Annotated in this window: 17 protein-coding genes; 12 read left to right on the top strand and 5 right to left on the bottom strand. The window is 70.1% G+C overall.

Translation table 11 applies throughout. The annotated features are described in order from the left end of the window. Positions 1–4: 4 nt before the first annotated feature. From AC5Y7V_RS20795 to AC5Y7V_RS20780, 4 genes are all read right to left on the bottom strand, one after another. The gene (locus AC5Y7V_RS20795) at positions 5–889 is read right to left on the bottom strand and encodes a S1C family serine protease (RefSeq protein ID WP_499881922.1); all 885 of its coding nucleotides are present in this window, start codon (positions 887–889) and stop codon (positions 5–7) included. Positions 890–1,016: 127 nt separating this feature from the next. Further along, positions 1,017–1,979, bottom strand: coding sequence for an IS481 family transposase (locus tag AC5Y7V_RS20790; protein ID WP_499881921.1), 963 nt, complete (start codon positions 1,977–1,979; stop codon positions 1,017–1,019). Positions 1,980–2,084: 105 nt separating this feature from the next. Then, positions 2,085–2,624 (bottom strand): GNAT family N-acetyltransferase, encoded by a 540-nt coding sequence (locus AC5Y7V_RS20785; protein ID WP_499881920.1) that lies wholly within the window; start codon positions 2,622–2,624, stop codon positions 2,085–2,087. A 4-nt stretch (positions 2,625–2,628) separates the two neighbouring features. Then, positions 2,629–3,834, bottom strand: a complete 1,206-nt coding sequence (locus AC5Y7V_RS20780; protein WP_499881919.1) for a serine hydrolase domain-containing protein — start codon at positions 3,832–3,834, stop codon at positions 2,629–2,631. 145 nt (positions 3,835–3,979) lie between these two features. Here AC5Y7V_RS20780 and AC5Y7V_RS20775 point away from each other — a divergent pair, with 145 nt between their 5' ends. The 8 genes from AC5Y7V_RS20775 (at position 3,980) to pyrF (ending at position 12,940) form a co-directional block, all read left to right on the top strand. After that, entirely contained in the window at positions 3,980–4,216 is a 237-nt protein-coding gene (locus AC5Y7V_RS20775; protein ID WP_499881918.1) for a hypothetical protein, read from the top strand. Between the two features lie 135 nt (positions 4,217–4,351). Then, positions 4,352–4,909 carry a bifunctional pyr operon transcriptional regulator/uracil phosphoribosyltransferase PyrR gene (pyrR, locus tag AC5Y7V_RS20770; protein ID WP_499881917.1) on the top strand — a complete coding sequence of 186 codons (558 nt, stop codon included), beginning with the start codon at positions 4,352–4,354 and terminating at the stop codon, positions 4,907–4,909. Further along, positions 4,906–5,850 carry an aspartate carbamoyltransferase catalytic subunit gene (locus tag AC5Y7V_RS20765; protein WP_499881916.1) on the top strand — a complete coding sequence of 315 codons (945 nt, stop codon included), beginning with the start codon at positions 4,906–4,908 and terminating at the stop codon, positions 5,848–5,850. The genes pyrR and AC5Y7V_RS20765 overlap by 4 nt, the downstream gene beginning before the upstream one ends. Beyond that, positions 5,847–7,139, top strand: a complete 1,293-nt coding sequence (locus tag AC5Y7V_RS20760; protein WP_499881915.1) for a dihydroorotase — start codon at positions 5,847–5,849, stop codon at positions 7,137–7,139. Before AC5Y7V_RS20765 ends, AC5Y7V_RS20760 begins: the two co-directional genes overlap by 4 nt. Continuing rightward, a complete protein-coding gene (locus AC5Y7V_RS20755) occupies positions 7,136–7,633 on the top strand; it encodes a PH-like domain-containing protein (protein ID WP_499881914.1) in 498 nt (165 codons plus the stop codon). Before AC5Y7V_RS20760 ends, AC5Y7V_RS20755 begins: the two co-directional genes overlap by 4 nt. Then, positions 7,630–8,763, top strand: coding sequence for a glutamine-hydrolyzing carbamoyl-phosphate synthase small subunit (gene carA, locus AC5Y7V_RS20750; protein ID WP_499881913.1), 1,134 nt, complete (start codon positions 7,630–7,632; stop codon positions 8,761–8,763). Before AC5Y7V_RS20755 ends, carA begins: the two co-directional genes overlap by 4 nt. Then, positions 8,763–12,116, top strand: a complete 3,354-nt coding sequence (gene carB, locus AC5Y7V_RS20745; RefSeq protein ID WP_499881912.1) for a carbamoyl-phosphate synthase large subunit — start codon at positions 8,763–8,765, stop codon at positions 12,114–12,116. The genes carA and carB overlap by 1 nt, the downstream gene beginning before the upstream one ends. Next, positions 12,113–12,940: an orotidine-5'-phosphate decarboxylase gene (gene pyrF / locus AC5Y7V_RS20740; RefSeq protein WP_499881911.1), complete on the top strand. Its 828-nt coding sequence runs from the start codon at positions 12,113–12,115 to the stop codon at positions 12,938–12,940. The genes carB and pyrF overlap by 4 nt, the downstream gene beginning before the upstream one ends. Positions 12,941–12,947: 7 nt before the next feature. On the opposite strand, the gene AC5Y7V_RS20735 is transcribed toward pyrF, so the two are convergent. Next, on the bottom strand, positions 12,948–13,370 hold the full coding sequence (locus AC5Y7V_RS20735) for a TOBE domain-containing protein (protein ID WP_499881910.1): 423 nt from the start codon (positions 13,368–13,370) through the stop codon (positions 12,948–12,950). Between the two features lie 458 nt (positions 13,371–13,828). Between AC5Y7V_RS20735 and mihF the strand changes: the two genes are divergently transcribed. The 4 genes from mihF (at position 13,829) to coaBC (ending at position 16,455) form a co-directional block, all read left to right on the top strand. Continuing rightward, the gene (gene mihF, locus AC5Y7V_RS20730; protein ID WP_036355303.1) at positions 13,829–14,143 is read left to right on the top strand and encodes an integration host factor, actinobacterial type; all 315 of its coding nucleotides are present in this window, start codon (positions 13,829–13,831) and stop codon (positions 14,141–14,143) included. Between the two features lie 14 nt (positions 14,144–14,157). Next, complete coding sequence (gene gmk / locus AC5Y7V_RS20725; protein WP_499881909.1) at positions 14,158–14,784, top strand: guanylate kinase; 627 nt, start codon at positions 14,158–14,160, stop codon at positions 14,782–14,784. 80 nt (positions 14,785–14,864) lie between these two features. Then, positions 14,865–15,188, top strand: a complete 324-nt coding sequence (gene rpoZ / locus AC5Y7V_RS20720) for a DNA-directed RNA polymerase subunit omega (protein WP_067114083.1) — start codon at positions 14,865–14,867, stop codon at positions 15,186–15,188. 19 nt (positions 15,189–15,207) lie between these two features. Continuing rightward, a complete protein-coding gene (gene coaBC / locus AC5Y7V_RS20715) occupies positions 15,208–16,455 on the top strand; it encodes a bifunctional phosphopantothenoylcysteine decarboxylase/phosphopantothenate--cysteine ligase CoaBC (RefSeq protein WP_499881908.1) in 1,248 nt (415 codons plus the stop codon). The last annotated feature ends 60 nt before the right edge of the window (positions 16,456–16,515 follow it).

The raw sequence follows: 16,515 nt of genomic DNA, 5'->3' as shown, positions 1-16,515 counted from the left end.
CGGTTCACCGGTGGCCCAGCGACGCGTTCGTCGCGTTGGCGCTGGCGATCAACTGGTTGGCGACGCGCTTGACCTGGTCGACGGGGATGGCGAAGCCCACGCCGACCCAGCCGGCCGGGCCGCCCGGGTAAACGGCTCCCATCGTCGCGATGGCCGAATTGAGCCCGATCATTTCACCGGCCGCGTTGACCAACGCGCCGCCGGAGCTGCCGGGACTCATCGTGGCGTCCGTCTGGATGGCGTCGAACGCGGCGCTGCTGCCGGCGGGGCCGGTGATGCCCGACACCGGGCGGTGCAACGCGCTGATCACCCCGGTGGTCACCGTGCTGTCCAACCCGAGGGGCGCGCCGATGGCCACCACGTTTTGGCCCACACGCAGGCCGCCCGACGTGCCCATGGTCATCGGGTGCAGGCCCGAAATCCCTTGCACGCGAACGACCGCGATGTCGGCGACCGGGTCGACGCCCACGATGGTGAACGGGGCGGCGCGTCCGTCGGCAAGCGTCGCCACGGTGTGCGCCGCCGGGCCCGCCATCGATACGACGTGATTGTTGGTGAGGATCAGCCCGTCGGCGCTCAGCACCACTCCCGAGCCCTCGTCGGACTGGGTGGCGGCCGCAGTCTCGAGTTTGACCACACTGGGTATCGCTCTGGCCGCGGCCTGCTCGATGTTCGCGGCGGGCTGGGTAAGGACCGGCGGGCTCGTCGGACCGCTGACGGTTGCGGCCGGGCGAAGTTCGACGGCGCCGAGGGCGCCCGCGGCACCCGATAGCAGCGCAAGCGCGGCGGCGCAGAGCACGATTCCGAACCGGGCTCGCAGAAGTTCGTGGCGGCGGCCGGGCAATTCGTGGCGTCCCCGGCCGTGGGAGGGCAGGAAGGCAGTGGTCATCGGTAGGGCACCTTCTCCCTGTGGCTACTCGCGTGTGTGCCCCGACGCACCCGTGTACCAGATCGAATTCCCACTCACCGTTCCGGGAAACATCGCCGGCGAGTCGCGTCGCGCTAGCTGTACTCGGTCATGAGGTTGGTCGCAGTCGGCTGATCGGTGGGAGTCCCGCAAGCGCGCTGTGGGGTCGTCGAGTGTTGTAGAGCTCGAGCCAGGGTGCAAGGGCGCGGGCCCGCTCGGTGTTGGAGTCAAAGACCTGTCGGTAGGCCCATTCGGTTTGCAGGGTGCGGTTGAACCTTTCGACCTTGCCGTTTTGCCAGGGGCAGTGCGGCTTGATGAAGATGTGTTTGGCGCCGATGCGGGCAATGACGTGGGCCACGGCGGCGGAGCGCCGGTAGCTGAAGTGGTTGTCGGTTATGACGCCTTCAATATGGGAAATGCCTTGCGTTGCAAAGTAGTCAGCGGCTCGTTCGATGAACCCAGCACATGTGAGTCCCTTCTCGTCGGCCAGAATTTCTGAGTACGCCAGCCGGCTATGGTCATCGACCATCGAGTGCACGTAGTCATAGCCGATCCCGCGGTCGCGGACCTCCTCGCGGCGCCCATGGGCACGCCACCCTCCTCCATCGGGGATGCGACCGAGCTTTTTCACGTCGACGTGGACCAGCTCGCCGGGACGGTCTCGCTCATAGCGCACTGCAGTAGTTTTCGACGCTTTGATCAGTACTCCGGTCATCGGATCACAGTCGCGCAGATAGGGTTCGCCGTGGCGGCGCAGGATGCGTCCCACCGTGCGCGCCGGGATCCCCAGCTCAGGTCCCAGCCAGTCCTGGCCCCGGCGATGAACGCGGCGAGCGGCCACAACCTGCTGCTCCACCTGGGGCGCCGCGCGGCGCGGACAACAATGCGGACGCGAAGACCGATCCCAAAGCCCAGAATTTCCTTCAGCGGCAAAACGGCTGATCCAGGTGTGCACGCACTTGCGAGAGATCCCCATCGCCTGGGCGATATGGGCCTGCTTCCACCCGGCCTTATGCCGCTGCACGATCAGCAGTCGACCCTGAAACGTCGTACGGGCATTACGGTGAGACACGAGAACCTCCGGACGGTGATGGGCCTTAGACAAGCCACACCCCACCCGGGGGTTCTCCTCACATCAAGCCGACACGCCTGCTACCAACGTCCTGGCCGAGTACAGCTAGCGCAGGATCTTGGCGTACAGCAGGCTGTCCTGCGGCTCGGGGCCCATGGTGGGGAAGACGGCGTAGCGGCCGAGCCGGCCCTCCAGGACGAAACCCGCGCGCTCCAACAGCCGTGCCGAGCGCTCGTTTTCGACGCTGCACGATGCCCAGACTCGATACACCCCGCGATCGGCCTGAAGCGCGGTCAGCAACAGGTCGAGCACCTCGGACATGTAGCCCTTGCCCCACCACCGCCGTCCCATGCAGTAACCGATCTCGACCGAGTGCGGCACGGGGCGCCGGCAGCTGGTCAGCCCGATGAGTTCGCCGCTGTGTTTCAGCGCGATCGCCCAGGTCCGCTCTTCGTCGCTGACGTTGAGCTTTTCGGTGATGACCCGCCGCGTCGCCGCCACGTCGGGGTGGGGCGCCCACAGCAGATACTTGGTGACCTCGGGATCGCGGGCGATCCGCTGGAACAGCGCGCCCGCGTCGTCCAGCATCGGCGGGCGCAACACCAGCCGTTGCCCGGTGATGCGGACGGGCGGGTAGTCGACCATGGCGTTAGAGCCCGAGCGCCTGATAGGTGCGGCGGACGAATTTCGGTTGCGCCGATTGAAGTTTCGACAACGACGTGTTGCCCGCGACGGCCGCGGCCACGTCCGCGGACATGTCGGGCAGGTTCTGGACCAGATACAGCAGCACCAGATCGGCGGTCGGGTCGGCCTGCCACCACGTGCCGTACGCGCCGGGCCAGCTGAACGTTCCCACACCGCCCGGCCCGAACAGCTGCGCTGACTTCGCGGGATCGGTCACCACCGACAGGTTCAGTCCGAAGCCGCGGCCGACCCAGTACGGCGCCCCCAGGAAGTAGTGCCGCTTCTGCTCGTCGGTCAGCCGGTCGGTCCGCATCAGCCGGGCGGACTCGGGGGAGAGCACCCGCACGCCGTCGATCGACCCGTCGCCCAGCAGCATCCGCACGAACCGAAGGTAGTCATCGGCCGTCGACCACAACCCGCCGCCGGCATTGCAGAAGGACGGTGGCTTGATGTGCGGCGGCCCCATCGCGTCATGGTGCAGCCGGCCCTGCCCGTCGAGCCGATACATGGTCGCGGCTCGGCGGCGCCCTTCCGGGGAGACGAAGAACGCGGTGTCGGGCATGCCCACCGGACCCAGGACCCGTTCGTCGAGGACCTCGTTGAACGGCTTGCCCTCGATGCGAGAAGCGATGACGCCCAGGAGGTCTATGGAATGGCTGTAGGTCAATCGGTCACCGGGCTGATGGACCAGCGGCAGCTTGGCCAGCTCGGCCAGCCAGGCGTCCGGGCCCTGGTTGAAGGGCAGCCGCACGTAGGCCTTGGCGATCGGACCGGACACCGAGAAGCCATACGCCAGGCCGCTGGTGTGGGTGAGCAGGTCCTCGATCAGGATGGCGCGACCCAGCGGGTGCGTCCGCTCCAGCGGGCCGTGCGGGTCGTCGAGCACCCGCACGTCCGCCAGCTCGGGCGCCCAGCGCACGATCGGGTCCTTCAGCGTCAGCTTGCCCTCGTCGACCAGGCTCATCACCGCCGCGACGGTGACCGGCTTGGTCATCGACGCGATGCGGAACACCGTGTCCCGCTGCATCGGCAGGCCTGCGTCGATGTCGCGGTAGCCGATCTCGTTGACCTGCAGCAGTTCTCCGCGCTGCCAGACCATCGTCAGCGCGCCCGCGAGCAGGCCCGCGTCGCACACCTCGCGGATGGAGGCCTGATTGACGTCGAGATTCACCGATTCAGGGTAGCTAGCAGCGCTGGGCGCGCAGGTACCAGTGGCGCGTTTGCGCCCCTCTACATTCCGCGCGCGTAAGTCAAGACTTAGGCTCATGCCAAATAAACCAGCTAGGGCAATAGTCGCGGTTTGCGGTGGTGCTGCCGTGCTGGCCCTGGCGCTCGGCGGTGTCGGCGAAGTCGGCGACGCCGTTGTCACCAAGACCATCGCGGACCCTCCGACGACCGTGGCCCCGACGCCCGGATCACCGGATGACCAGTGCTGCGACTCGCCCCAACCCCAAGCGTCGGCCAACTGGAACTGCAAGATCGGCCTGAACTGCGGGCCCATCCGCCCCCAACGGACCTTGCCAGCGCCGCCGCCGCCCCCACCGCCGCCGTAGGCCTCCCGGGCGCCTGATACCGAGCGCGCCGCCGCACGCCGCACGCCGGCGCGCTCGGCGGAAGTGCTACGCTGCCTGGCAGTCGACATCCTTTAACGATCCGTCCAGAGAGGCGGAGAAGGAGGTCAGTCTCGTATGTGTGCCGCGGATGACGCCGGCCGCGAATTGATGTCGGCGGCCGACGTCGGTCGCACCATCTCCCGAATCGCGCATCAGATCATCGAAAAGACCGCGTTAGACGGTCCCGACGCGCCGCGAGTGGTGCTGCTGGGCATCCCGACCCGCGGCGTCCTCCTCGCCGAACGCCTGGCCACCAACATCGCCGAGTTCAGCGGCGTCGACGTCGCGCACGGCGCCCTCGACATCACCCTCTACCGCGACGACCTGATGCAAAAGCCGCCGCGACCGCTGGCGGCCACCTCCATCCCGGCCGGCGGCGTCGACGACGCGCTGGTGATCCTCATCGACGATGTGCTCTACTCGGGCCGCTCGGTGCGCTCCGCCCTGGACGCGCTGCGCGACGTGGGCCGGCCGCGGGCGGTGCAACTCGCGGTGCTGGTCGACCGCGGCCACCGCGAACTGCCGCTGCGCGCCGACTACGTCGGCAAGAACGTGCCCACCTCGCGCGCCGAGAGCGTGCACGTGCTGCTCGCCGAGCACGACGGCCGCGACGGGGTGGTGATCTCGCGATGACGCGCCACCTGCTGGCCGCCGGCGACCTGAGCCGCGACGACGCCACCGCGATCCTCGACGACGCGGACCGGTTCGCGCAGGCGCTGGTCGGCCGCGAGATCAAGAAGCTGCCGACGCTGCGCGGCCGCACCGTCGTCACGATGTTCTACGAGAACTCCACCCGCACCCGGGTCTCCTTCGAGGTGGCCGGCAAGTGGATGAGCGCCGACGTGATCAACGTCAGCGCCGCCGGATCGTCGGTGGGCAAGGGGGAGTCGCTGCGCGACACTGCGCTGACGCTGCGCGCGGCCGGGGCCGACGCGCTGATCATCCGCCATCCCGCCTCCGGCGCCGCGCACCTGCTGGCCGAATGGACCGGGACCAACGACGACGGCCCGTCGGTGATCAACGCCGGCGACGGCACCCACGAGCACCCGACGCAGGCGCTGCTGGACGCGCTGACCATCCGCCAGCGGCTCGGGAGCATCGAGGGCCGGCGCGTCGTGATCGTCGGCGACATCCTGCACAGCCGGGTGGCCCGCTCCAACGTCATGCTGCTGGCCACCCTCGGCGCCGAGGTCGTGCTGGTCGCGCCGCCGACGCTGCTGCCGGTCGGGGTCGACGGCTGGCCGGCCACCGTCTCCTACGACTTCGACGCCGAGCTGCCCGCCGCCGACGCGGTGCTGATGCTGCGCGTGCAGGCCGAGCGGATGAACGGCGGGTTCTTCCCGTCGGTGCGCGAATACTCGGTCCGCTACGGCCTTTCCGAACGGCGCCAGGCGATGCTGCCCGGCCACGCGGTGGTGCTGCACCCCGGGCCGATGGTGCGCGGCATGGAGATCTCGTCCTCGGTGGCGGACTCGTCGCAATCGGCTGTGCTGCAACAGGTTTCGAACGGAGTGCACGTGCGGATGGCAGTGCTGTTCCATGTGCTGGTCGGAGCGGAGGACATCGCGGCATGAGCGTGCTGATCCGCGGCGTGCGGCTCTACGGTGAAGGCGACCGGGTCGACGTCCTCGTCGATGACGGTCAGATCGCCGAGATCGGGCCGAAACTCGAGATCCCCGATACGGCCGACGTCATCGACGCCACGGGCCAGGTACTGCTGCCCGGGTTCGTCGACCTGCACACCCACCTGCGCGAGCCGGGCCGCGAATACGCCGAGGACATCGAAACCGGTTCGGCGGCGGCGGCTTTGGGCGGCTACACGGCGGTGTTCGCGATGGCCAACACCAACCCCGTCGCCGACAGCCCGGTGGTCACCGACCACGTCTGGCATCGCGGCCAGCAGGTCGGGCTCGTCGACGTTCACCCCGTCGGCGCCGTCACGGTCGGGCTGGCCGGGGCCGAGCTCACCGAGATGGGCATGATGGCCGCCGGCGCCGCGCAGGTGCGGATGTTCTCCGACGACGGCATCTGCGTGCACGACCCGCTGATCATGCGCCGCGCCCTGGAGTACGCCACCGGCCTGGGGGTACTGATCGCCCAGCACGCCGAGGAGCCGAGGCTGACCGTCGGCGCCGTCGCCCACGAGGGCCCGACGGCCGCGCGGCTGGGCCTCGCGGGGTGGCCCCGCGCCGCCGAGGAATCCATCGTCGCCCGCGACGCGCTGCTGGCCCGCGACGCCGGCGCCCGGGTGCACATCTGCCACGCCTCCACCGCGGGCACCGTCGAGATCGTGAAATGGGCGAAGGAACAAGGTATTTCGATAACCGCCGAGGTCACCCCGCACCACCTGCTGCTCGACGACGGCCGTCTCGCCTCCTACGACGGGGTGAACCGGGTCAACCCGCCGCTGCGCGAGGCCGCCGACGCCGTCGCCCTGCGTCAGGCGCTGGCAGACGGGGTAATCGACTGTGTGGCCACCGACCACGCCCCCCACGCCGAGCACGAGAAGTGCGTCGAGTTCTCGGCCGCGCGCCCCGGCATGCTGGGCCTGCAGACCGCGCTGTCGGTGGTGGTGCAGACGATGGTGGCGCCGGGGCTGCTGACGTGGCGCGACGTCGCGCGGGTGATGAGCGAGAACCCGGCGCGCATCGTCGGGCTGCCCGACCACGGCCGCCCGCTGGAGGTGGGGGAGCCGGCCAACCTCACCGTGGTGGACCCGGACGCCACCTGGACGGTCGCCGGGTCGGACCTGGCCAGCCGGTCGGCCAACACGCCGTACGAGTCGATGACGTTGCCCGCCACCGTGACCGCGACCCTGCTGCGCGGCAAGGTCACCGCGCGGGACGGGAAGAGCCCGGCATGACTTCGGGCACGGTGGTGGGGTCGCTGATCTTCGCGGCCGTGCTGGTGACCGTGATCACGGTGCTCATCCAGCTGATGATGCGCTCCTGGCGCCGCCGCGCGCGGCGCCAGCAGGAGTTGATCGGTGAGCTGCCCGACCTGCCCGACCAGGTGGGGGCCGCGACCATCACCACCCGCGGCCACTATTGCGGTTCGATGATCGCCCCCGACTGGAGCGAGCGGGTCGCCGCCGGCGACCTGGGCTTCCGCAGCAAGGCGGTGCTGACCCGCTATCACGAGGGGATCTTGGTGGAAAGGATTCGGGCCCAACCGATTTGGATTCCGCAATCCTTGATCGAAGGCATCCGCATCGAGCGCCGAATGGCGGGCAGGGTCGCGCATCGGATCGGGATCCTGGCGATCCGGTGGCGCCTGCCGTCCGGTGTCGAGATCGACACCGGGTTTCGCGCGAACCACCGCGACGACTACGACGCCTGGCTGGAGGAGGCTGCGTGAGTAAGGCCCAATTGGTTCTCGAGGACGGGCGCGTCTTCACCGGAACGCCGTTCGGCAAGGTCGGCCAGACGCTCGGGGAGGCCGTGTTCTCCACCGGCATGTCCGGCTACCAGGAGACGCTGACCGATCCCAGCTACCACCGCCAGATCGTCGTGGCCACCGCGCCGCAGATCGGCAACACCGGCTGGAACGACGAGGACGCCGAGAGCCGCGGCGACAAGATCTGGGTCGCCGGCTACGCGGTGCGCGATCCGTCGCCGTGCGCCTCGAACTGGCGCGCCACCGGCACGCTGGAAGACGAGCTGGCCCGCCAGGGCATCGTCGGGATCGCCGGCATCGACACCCGGGCGGTGGTGCGGCACCTGCGCAGCCGCGGCTCGATGAAGGCGGGGGTGTTCTCCGGCGACGCGCTGGCCGAGCCGGCCGAGTTGCTGGATCGGGTCCGCGGGCAGCAGTCGATGCTGGGCGCCGACCTGGCCGGCGAGGTCAGCACCGACGGCGCCTACATCGTGGAACCCGAAGGGCCGCACCGGTTCACGGTGGCCGCCCTCGACCTGGGGATCAAGACGAATACCCCCCGCAACTTCTCGAGGCGCGGCATCCGCAGCCACGTGCTGCCGGCGTCGGCGACCTTCGAGCAGATCGCCGACATCGCGCCCGACGGCGTGTTCCTGTCCAACGGCCCCGGCGACCCCGCCACCGCCGACCACGTCGTCGCGCTCACCCGCGAGGTGCTGGGCGCCGGAATCCCGTTGTTCGGCATCTGTTTCGGCAACCAGATCCTTGGCCGGGCGCTGGGCCTGTCCACCTACAAGATGGTCTTCGGCCACCGCGGCATCAACGTCCCGGTCATCGACCACGCCACCGGGCGGGTCGCGGTGACCGCGCAGAACCACGGCTTCGCGCTGGAAGGCGAGGCGGGCCAGTCCTTCGACACGCCGTTCGGCCCGGCGATCGTCAGCCACACCTGCGCGAACGACGGGGTGGTGGAGGGCGTCAAACTCGCCGACGGCAAGGCGTTTTCGGTGCAGTACCACCCCGAGGCCGCCGCCGGTCCGCACGACGCCGAGTATCTGTTCGACCAATTCGTCGATCTGATGGCTTCCCACGAAACCGGAAGGGGCCGCTAGTGCCGCGTCGCACCGACCTCAACCACGTGCTGGTGATCGGCTCGGGGCCGATCGTGATCGGGCAGGCCTGCGAGTTCGACTACTCGGGTACCCAGGCCTGCCGGGTGCTGCGCGCCGAGGGCCTGCAGGTCAGCCTGGTCAACTCCAACCCGGCCACCATCATGACCGACCCCGAGTTCGCCGACCACACCTACGTCGAGCCGATCACGCCGGCGTTCGTCGAGCGGGTGATCGCCCAGCAGGCCGAGCGCGGCAACAAGATCGACGCCCTGCTGGCCACCCTCGGCGGGCAGACGGCGCTGAACACCGCGGTGGCGCTGTACGAGAACGGGGCGCTGGAGCGCTACGGCGTCGAGCTGATCGGCGCCGACTTCGACGCCATCCAGCGCGGCGAGGACCGGCAGCGGTTCAAGGACATCGTCGCCAAGGTCGGCGGCGAATCCGCCCGCAGCCGAGTGTGTTTCACCATGGACGAGGTCCGCGAGACCGTCGAGGAGGTCGGCCTGCCGGTGGTGGTGCGGCCCAGCTTCACCATGGGCGGCCTGGGCTCGGGCATGGCGCACTCCGCCGAGGAGGTCGACCGGATGGCCGGCGCCGGGCTGGCCGCCTCGCCCAGCGCCAACGTGCTCATCGAGGAATCGATCTACGGCTGGAAGGAATTCGAGCTCGAGCTGATGCGCGACGGCCACGACAACGTGGTCGTGGTGTGCTCCATCGAGAACGTCGACCCGATGGGCGTGCACACCGGCGACTCGGTCACCGTCGCGCCGGCCATGACGCTCACCGACCGGGAGTACCAGCGGATGCGCGACCTGGGCATCGCGATCCTGCGCGAGGTCGGCGTCGACACCGGCGGCTGCAACATCCAGTTCGCGGTCAACCCGCGCGACGGCCGGCTGATCGTCGTCGAGATGAACCCGCGGGTGTCGCGGTCCAGCGCGCTCGCGTCCAAGGCCACCGGCTTCCCGATCGCCAAGATCGCCGCCAAGCTGGCCATCGGCTACACCCTGGACGAGATCCTCAACGACATCACCAAGGAGACGCCCGCCTGCTTCGAGCCGACGCTGGACTACGTCGTGGTCAAGGCGCCGCGGTTCGCGTTCGAGAAGTTCCCCGGCGCCGACCCCACCCTGACCACCACCATGAAGTCCGTCGGCGAGGCGATGTCGTTGGGCCGCAACTTCATCGAGGCACTCGGCAAGGTGATGCGCTCCCTGGAGACCGACCGCGCCGGCTTCTGGACCAAGCCGGACGCGTGCGGCGACGTCGACGAGGTGCTGACCCGGCTGCGGACCCCGACCGAGGGCCGGCTCTACGACATCGAGCTCGCGCTGCGCCTGGGCGCCTCGGTCGAGCGGGTCGCCGAGGCCAGCGGCGTCGACCCGTGGTTCGTCGCGCAGATCGGTGAGCTGGAAACGTTGCGCGCCGAGCTGGTGGACGCGGCGGTGCTGGACGCCGAACTGCTGCGCAGGGCGAAACACAGCGGGCTCTCGGACCGCCAGATCGCCGCGCTGCGGCCGGAATTGGCGGGGGAGAACGGGGTGCGCTCGCTGCGCGAGCGCCTCGGCATCCACCCGGTGTACAAGACGGTGGACACCTGCGCGGCCGAGTTCGAGGCCAAGACGCCGTACCACTACAGCAGCTACGAGCTGGACCCCGCCGCCGAGACCGAGGTGGCCCCGCAGACCGACAAGCCCAAGGTGCTGATCCTGGGCTCCGGCCCCAACCGCATCGGCCAGGGCATCGAATTTGACTACAGCTGCGTGCATGCGGCAACGACGTTGAGCCAGGCCGGTTTCGAGACCGTGATGGTCAACTGCAACCCGGAGACGGTGTCCACCGACTACGACACCGCCGACCGGCTGTATTTCGAGCCGCTGACGTTCGAGGACGTGCTCGAGGTGTTCCACGCCGAAACGCAGTCGGGCAGCGGCGGGCCCGGCGTGGTCGGGGTGATCGTGCAGCTCGGCGGTCAGACGCCGCTGGGGCTGGCGCAACGGCTGTTCGACGCCGGGGTCCCGATCGTGGGCACGCCGCCGGAGGCCATCGACCTGGCCGAGGACCGCGGCGCCTTCGGCGACGTGCTGGCCGCCGCCGGGCTGCCGGCGCCGAAATACGGCATGGCAACCACTTTCGCGCAGGCCCGCCGGATCGCCGAGGACATCGGCTACCCGGTGCTGGTGCGGCCGTCGTACGTGCTGGGCGGCCGCGGCATGGAGATCGTCTACGACGAGGAGACGCTGGAGGGCTACATCACCCGCGCCACCGCGCTCTCGCCCGAGCACCCGGTGCTCGTCGACCGCTTCCTCGAGGACGCGGTGGAGATCGACGTCGACGCCCTCTGTGACGGCTCCGAGGTCTACATCGGCGGCATCATGGAACACATCGAGGAGGCCGGCATCCACTCCGGCGACTCGGCGTGCGCGCTGCCCCCGGTCACGCTGGGCCGCAGCGACATCGAGAAGGTGCGCCACGCCACCGAGGCCATCGCCCACGGCATCGGCGTGGTCGGGCTGCTCAACGTCCAGTACGCCCTCAAGGACGATGTGCTCTACGTCCTGGAGGCCAACCCGAGGGCGAGCCGCACGGTGCCGTTCGTGTCCAAGGCGACCGCGATCCCGCTCGCCAAGGCGTGCGCCCGAATCATGTTGGGCGCCAACATCGCCCAGCTTCGCGGTGAGGGCCTGCTGGCCGCGACCGGCGACGGCGCCCACGCGCCGCCGCAGGCCCCGATCGCGGTCAAGGAGGCCGTGCTGCCGTTCCACCGCTTCCGCCGCACCGACGGGGCGGCCATCGATTCGCTGCTCGGACCGGAGATGAAGTCGACCGGCGAGGTGATGGGCATCGACCGCGACTTCGGCAGCGCCTTCGCCAAGAGTCAGACCGCCGCCTACGGGTCGCTGCCGGCGCAGGGGACGATATTCGTGTCGGTGGCCAACCGGGACAAGCGGTCGCTGGTGTTCCCGGTCAAGCGGCTGGCCGACCTGGGCTTCCGGGTGCTGGCCACCGAGGGGACGGCGGAGATGTTGCGCCGCAACGGGATTCCCTGCGACGAGGTCCGCAAGCACTTCGAGCCGCCGCAGCCCGGCCGCCCCGCGATGTCGGCCGTCGACGCGATCAAGGCCGGCGAGGTCGACATGGTGATCAACACGCCGTTCGGCAACTCCGGCCCGCGCATCGACGGCTACGAAATCCGCTCGGCCGCGGTCTCGGTCAACATCCCCTGCGTCACCACGGTGCAGGGCGCGTCCGCCGCCGTGCAGGGCATCGAGGCGGGAATCCGCGGCGACATCGGCGTGCGATCGCTGCAGGAGCTGCACAGCGCGATCGGGCCCGCGGGCAGTTCCCGGTGACCGGGTTCGGCGCCCGCTTGGCCGAGGCGAAGGACAGGCGCGGCCCGCTGTGCCTGGGCATCGACCCGCACCCCGAGCTGCTGCGGGCCTGGGATCTGCCCACCACCGCCGACGGCCTGGCCGCGTTCTGCGACGTGTGCATCGAGGCGTTCGCCGGGTTCGCGGTGGTCAAGCCCCAGGTGGCGTTCTTCGAGGCCTACGGCTCCGCGGGATACGCGGTCCTGGAGCGCACCATCGCCGCGCTGCGTTCGGCCGGGGTGCTGGTGCTGGCCGACGCCAAGCGGGGCGACATCGGCACGACGATGGCGGCCTACGCCGCGGCGTGGGCCGGCGACTCGCCGCTGGCCGCCGACGCGGTGACCGCCTCGCCCTACCTCGGGTTCGGCTCGTTGCGCCCGCTGCTGGAGGCCGCGGCGGCCCACGACCGCGGGGTGTTCGTGCTCGCGGCGACGTCCAACCCGGAGGGCGGCACCGTGCAGCGCGCCGAATTCGACGGCCGCACGGTGTCGCAGCTGATCATCGACCAGGCTGCGGTGGTCAACCGCACGGCCAACCCGACCGAGCCCGGCTACGTCGGCGTGGTCCTCGGCGCGACCGTGTTCGAGGCGCCCGACGTCAGCGAGCTGGGCGGACCGGTGCTGGTTCCCGGCGTCGGGGCGCAAGGCGGGCGGCCCGAGGCGCTCGCCGGGCTGGGCGGGGCCCTACCGGGTCAGCTGCTGCCCGCGGTGGCGCGGGAGGTGCTGCGGGCCGGTCCCAGCGTGGCCGACCTGCGCGCGGCCGGCGAGCGGATGCGCGACGCCGTCGCGTACCTGTCCGCGCTGTAGGCGGCCGCTAGTCCAACGCCGCGGCCGAGCTGGGCCTGGCGGTCTCCACGATGACGGTGGTGGCCTTGACGACGGCCACCGCGACGCTGCCAGGCCGCAACTTGAGCTCCTCGGCCGCCGCGGTGCTCATCAGCGAGACCACGGTGTGGGGGCCGCACTGCATCTCGACCTGGGTCATCACGGTGTCGCTGACCACCCTCGTGACCAGGCCGACGAACCGGTTGCGCGCCGAGCTGCCGATGCTGAGCGGGTCCGGCGGCGGGGCGGGCGCGTTTGCCCGGGAAAATTCGGCCAGATCCTCGCTGGCGATGACCTTGCGTCCCGCCGCGTCGAGGGTGACCGACAACGTGCCCTGGTTGATCCAGCGGCGGACGGTGTCGTCGCTGACTCCCAGCAGTTCAGCCGCCTGACGGATGCGCAGGTTCGGCACGATTTCGATCGTAACTGATATTTCGCTGGGTGTTAGCTGGCACATCGCTGCGTAGCCGCCGCAGGACCGCGGGCGCGACCGAGGCCGCGACACGCGCGACGCGCGACGAAAAATCTCGTGATCCCCCGCACCCGGGCCCGCGGCCGTCCGCCACCCCGGTCCGCCCCGGTCGCGGCCGTCCCGCCCCGGGCCGGCGTGAAACCGCAAAACCGCAGCTAGAATGCCATATTTGGGGCCCCGCGGTGGCGTCGTCGCCACCGGATCGGGGCGGCGTGCGGCCCGTCTCGGCGCTGCCCGGCCGGGCGCGTCCGGGCCGCCCACGCTGCACATTTGCGCAATTAACGAGGGGGGCGGGTTAGATTTCGTCAGGAAGGCTGAGTACGGTCATTTCGGCTGGCTGAAGTACCCGGCAGAGACAAAACGAGATCGATTACCCATTGATCAGATACGGAGGAATCGTGGCCCTTCCCCAGTTGACCGACGAGCAGCGCGCGGCCGCGTTGGAGAAGGCGGCCGCCGCACGTCGAGCGCGAGCAGAGCTCAAGGATCGCCTCAAGCGCGGTGGCACCAACCTCACCCAGGTGCTCAAGGACGCCGAAAGCGATGAAGTCCTCGGCAAGATGAAGGTGTCTGCGCTGCTCGAGGCCTTGCCGAAGGTTGGCAAGGTCAAGGCGCAGGAGATCATGACCGAGCTGGAAATCGCCCCCACCCGCCGCCTGCGCGGCCTCGGGGACCGGCAGCGCAAGGCCCTGCTGGAAAAGTTCGGCTCCTAAACCCCGGAGCGCCGGTGAGCGCCGGCGGGGGGCCGGACGTCGCACGGGGGGCACGTCCCGAGCCATCGGGCAGGGGGCGTGTGGTCGTGCTGTCCGGCCCCTCCGCGGTCGGCAAGTCGACGGTGGTCCGGTGCCTGCGGGAGCGGATCCCCAACCTGCAGTTCAGCGTTTCGGCCACCACCCGGGCCCCGCGGCCCGGCGAGGTCGACGGCGTCGACTACCACTTCGTCACGCCCGCCCGCTTCCAGCAGCTGATCGACGAGGGCGCCCTGCTGGAGTGGGCCGAGATCCACGGCGGGCTGCACCGGTCGGGCACGCTGGCCGAGCCGGTGCGGGCCGCCACCGCGTCCGGGCTTCCCGTGCTGATCGAGGTCGACCTGGCCGGCGCCAGGGCGGTCAAGAAGGCGATGCCCGAGGCGCTGACGGTGTTCCTGGCCCCGCCCAGCTGGGAGGACCTGGAAACCAGGCTGGTGGGCCGGGGCACCGAGACGCCGGAGGCCATCCGGCGCCGTCTGGACACCGCCCGCACCGAAATGGCGGCCCAAAACGACTTCGACGAGATCGTGGTCAACAGTCGATTGGAGTCTGCGTGCGCCGAATTGGTATCCTTGCTGGTGGGAACTGCGCCGGGCCCGGCATGAACCGCCTGACCAGACCAGATTCAAGCATCGAAGTTCTTTAGCCGTCCCGCACGGCTCTATCCGCCAGGAGACTGACCTACGTGAGCATTCCCCAGTCCGACGCGTCGCTGACCGCCGTGGACCAGTTCGACCCGTCGGCAGGCGGCCAGGGCGCCTACGACACCCCGCTGGGCATCACCAACCCGCCCATCGACGAGCTGCTGGACCGCGTGTCCAGCAAGTACGCCCTGGTCATCTACGCGGCCAAGCGGGCCCGTCAGATCAACGACTACTACAACCAGCTCGGGGAGGGCATCCTCGAGTACGTGGGCCCGCTCGTCGAGCCGGGGCTGCAGGAAAAGCCGTTGTCCATCGCGTTGCGTGAGATCCACGCCGACCTGCTCGAGCACACCGAGGGCGAGTAACGGGCGGGCCGGGCGCGCTGTGGACAGCAAGCGGATCGTCATAGGCGTTTCCGGGGGCATCGCCGCCTACAAGGCATGCACCGTCGTCCGTCAGCTCGCCGAGGCCGGCCACCAGGTCCGCGTCATCCCCACCGAATCCGCGCTGCGCTTCGTCGGCGCCGCCACCTTCGAGGCGCTGTCGGGCCAGGCGGTGCGCACCGGCGTCTTCGACGACGTGCCCGAGGTGCCGCACGTCCAGCTCGGCAAGGAGGCCGACCTGGTCGTCGTGGCGCCGGCCACCGCCGACCTGCTGGCCAGGGCCGTCTCCGGCCGGGCCGACGACCTGCTCACCGCGACCCTGCTGACCGCGCGGTGCCCGGTGCTGTTCGCGCCGGCGATGCACACCGAGATGTGGTTGCACCCGGCCACCGTCGACAACGTGGCCACGCTGCGGCGCCGCGGGGCCGTGGTGCTCGAACCCGCCTACGGACGGCTCACGGGCGCCGACAGCGGCGCGGGACGGCTGCCGGAGGCCGAGGAGATCACCACGCTGGCCCAGCTGCTGCTCGAGCGCCACGACGCGCTGCCCTACGACCTCGCCGGCCGCCGGGTGCTGGTCACCGCCGGCGGCACCCGCGAACCGATCGACCCGGTGCGCTTCATCGGCAACCGCAGCTCCGGCAAGCAGGGCTACGCGGTGGCGCGGGTCGCCGCGCAGCGCGGCGCCGAGGTCACGCTGATCGCCGGGCACACCGCCGGGCTGATCGACCCCGCCGGCGTCAACGTGGTGCACGTCAGCTCGGCCGAGCAGCTCGGCGAGGCGGTGTCCAAGCACGCCCCCGGGGCTGACGTGCTGGTCATGGCCGCGGCCGTCGCCGACTTCCGGCCCGCGCAGGTTTCCACCGCCAAGATCAAAAAAGGCCCCGACGTCGCCGAGGAGCCGACGATCGAGCTGGTCCGCAACGACGACGTGCTCGCCGGCGCGGTCCGGGCCCGCGCGCACGGGCAGCTGCCCAACATGCGGGCCATCGTGGGATTTGCCGCCGAGACCGGCGACGCCAACGGCGACGTGTTGTTCCACGCGCGAGAAAAGCTGCGGCGCAAGGGTTGTGACCTCTTGGTCGTCAACGCGGTCGGCGACAACAAGGCGTTCGAGGTGGACAGCAACGACGGCTGGCTCTTGGCGTCCGACGGCACCGAGTCGGCGCTGCCGCACGGCTCGAAGACGCTGATGGCCAGTCGTATCGTGGATGCAATCGTCGCGTTCCTGCACGGCCACAGCGGGTAGCAGGGTTTACTTCGCTACGGCGCCCGCACGGGTGCCGGATGACGCCAGAAGATATAATTC

The organism is Mycobacterium sp. NGS34, assembly GCF_059812845.1.
This window is presented reverse-complemented; position numbering and strand designations above follow the sequence as displayed.

What these genes read in the sequence shown, in the direction of transcription:
- AC5Y7V_RS20795 (WP_499881922.1), bottom strand. Translation starts at nt 889, where the DNA reads ATGACCACTGCCTTCCTGCCCTCCCACGGCCGGGGACGCCACGAATTG.
- AC5Y7V_RS20785 (WP_499881920.1), bottom strand. Translation starts at nt 2,624, where the DNA reads ATGGTCGACTACCCGCCCGTCCGCATCACCGGGCAACGGCTGGTGTTG.
- pyrR (WP_499881917.1), top strand. Translation starts at nt 4,352, where the DNA reads ATGTGTGCCGCGGATGACGCCGGCCGCGAATTGATGTCGGCGGCCGAC.
- AC5Y7V_RS20765 (WP_499881916.1), top strand. Translation starts at nt 4,906, where the DNA reads ATGACGCGCCACCTGCTGGCCGCCGGCGACCTGAGCCGCGACGACGCC.
- AC5Y7V_RS20760 (WP_499881915.1), top strand. Translation starts at nt 5,847, where the DNA reads ATGAGCGTGCTGATCCGCGGCGTGCGGCTCTACGGTGAAGGCGACCGG.
- AC5Y7V_RS20755 (WP_499881914.1), top strand. Translation starts at nt 7,136, where the DNA reads ATGACTTCGGGCACGGTGGTGGGGTCGCTGATCTTCGCGGCCGTGCTG.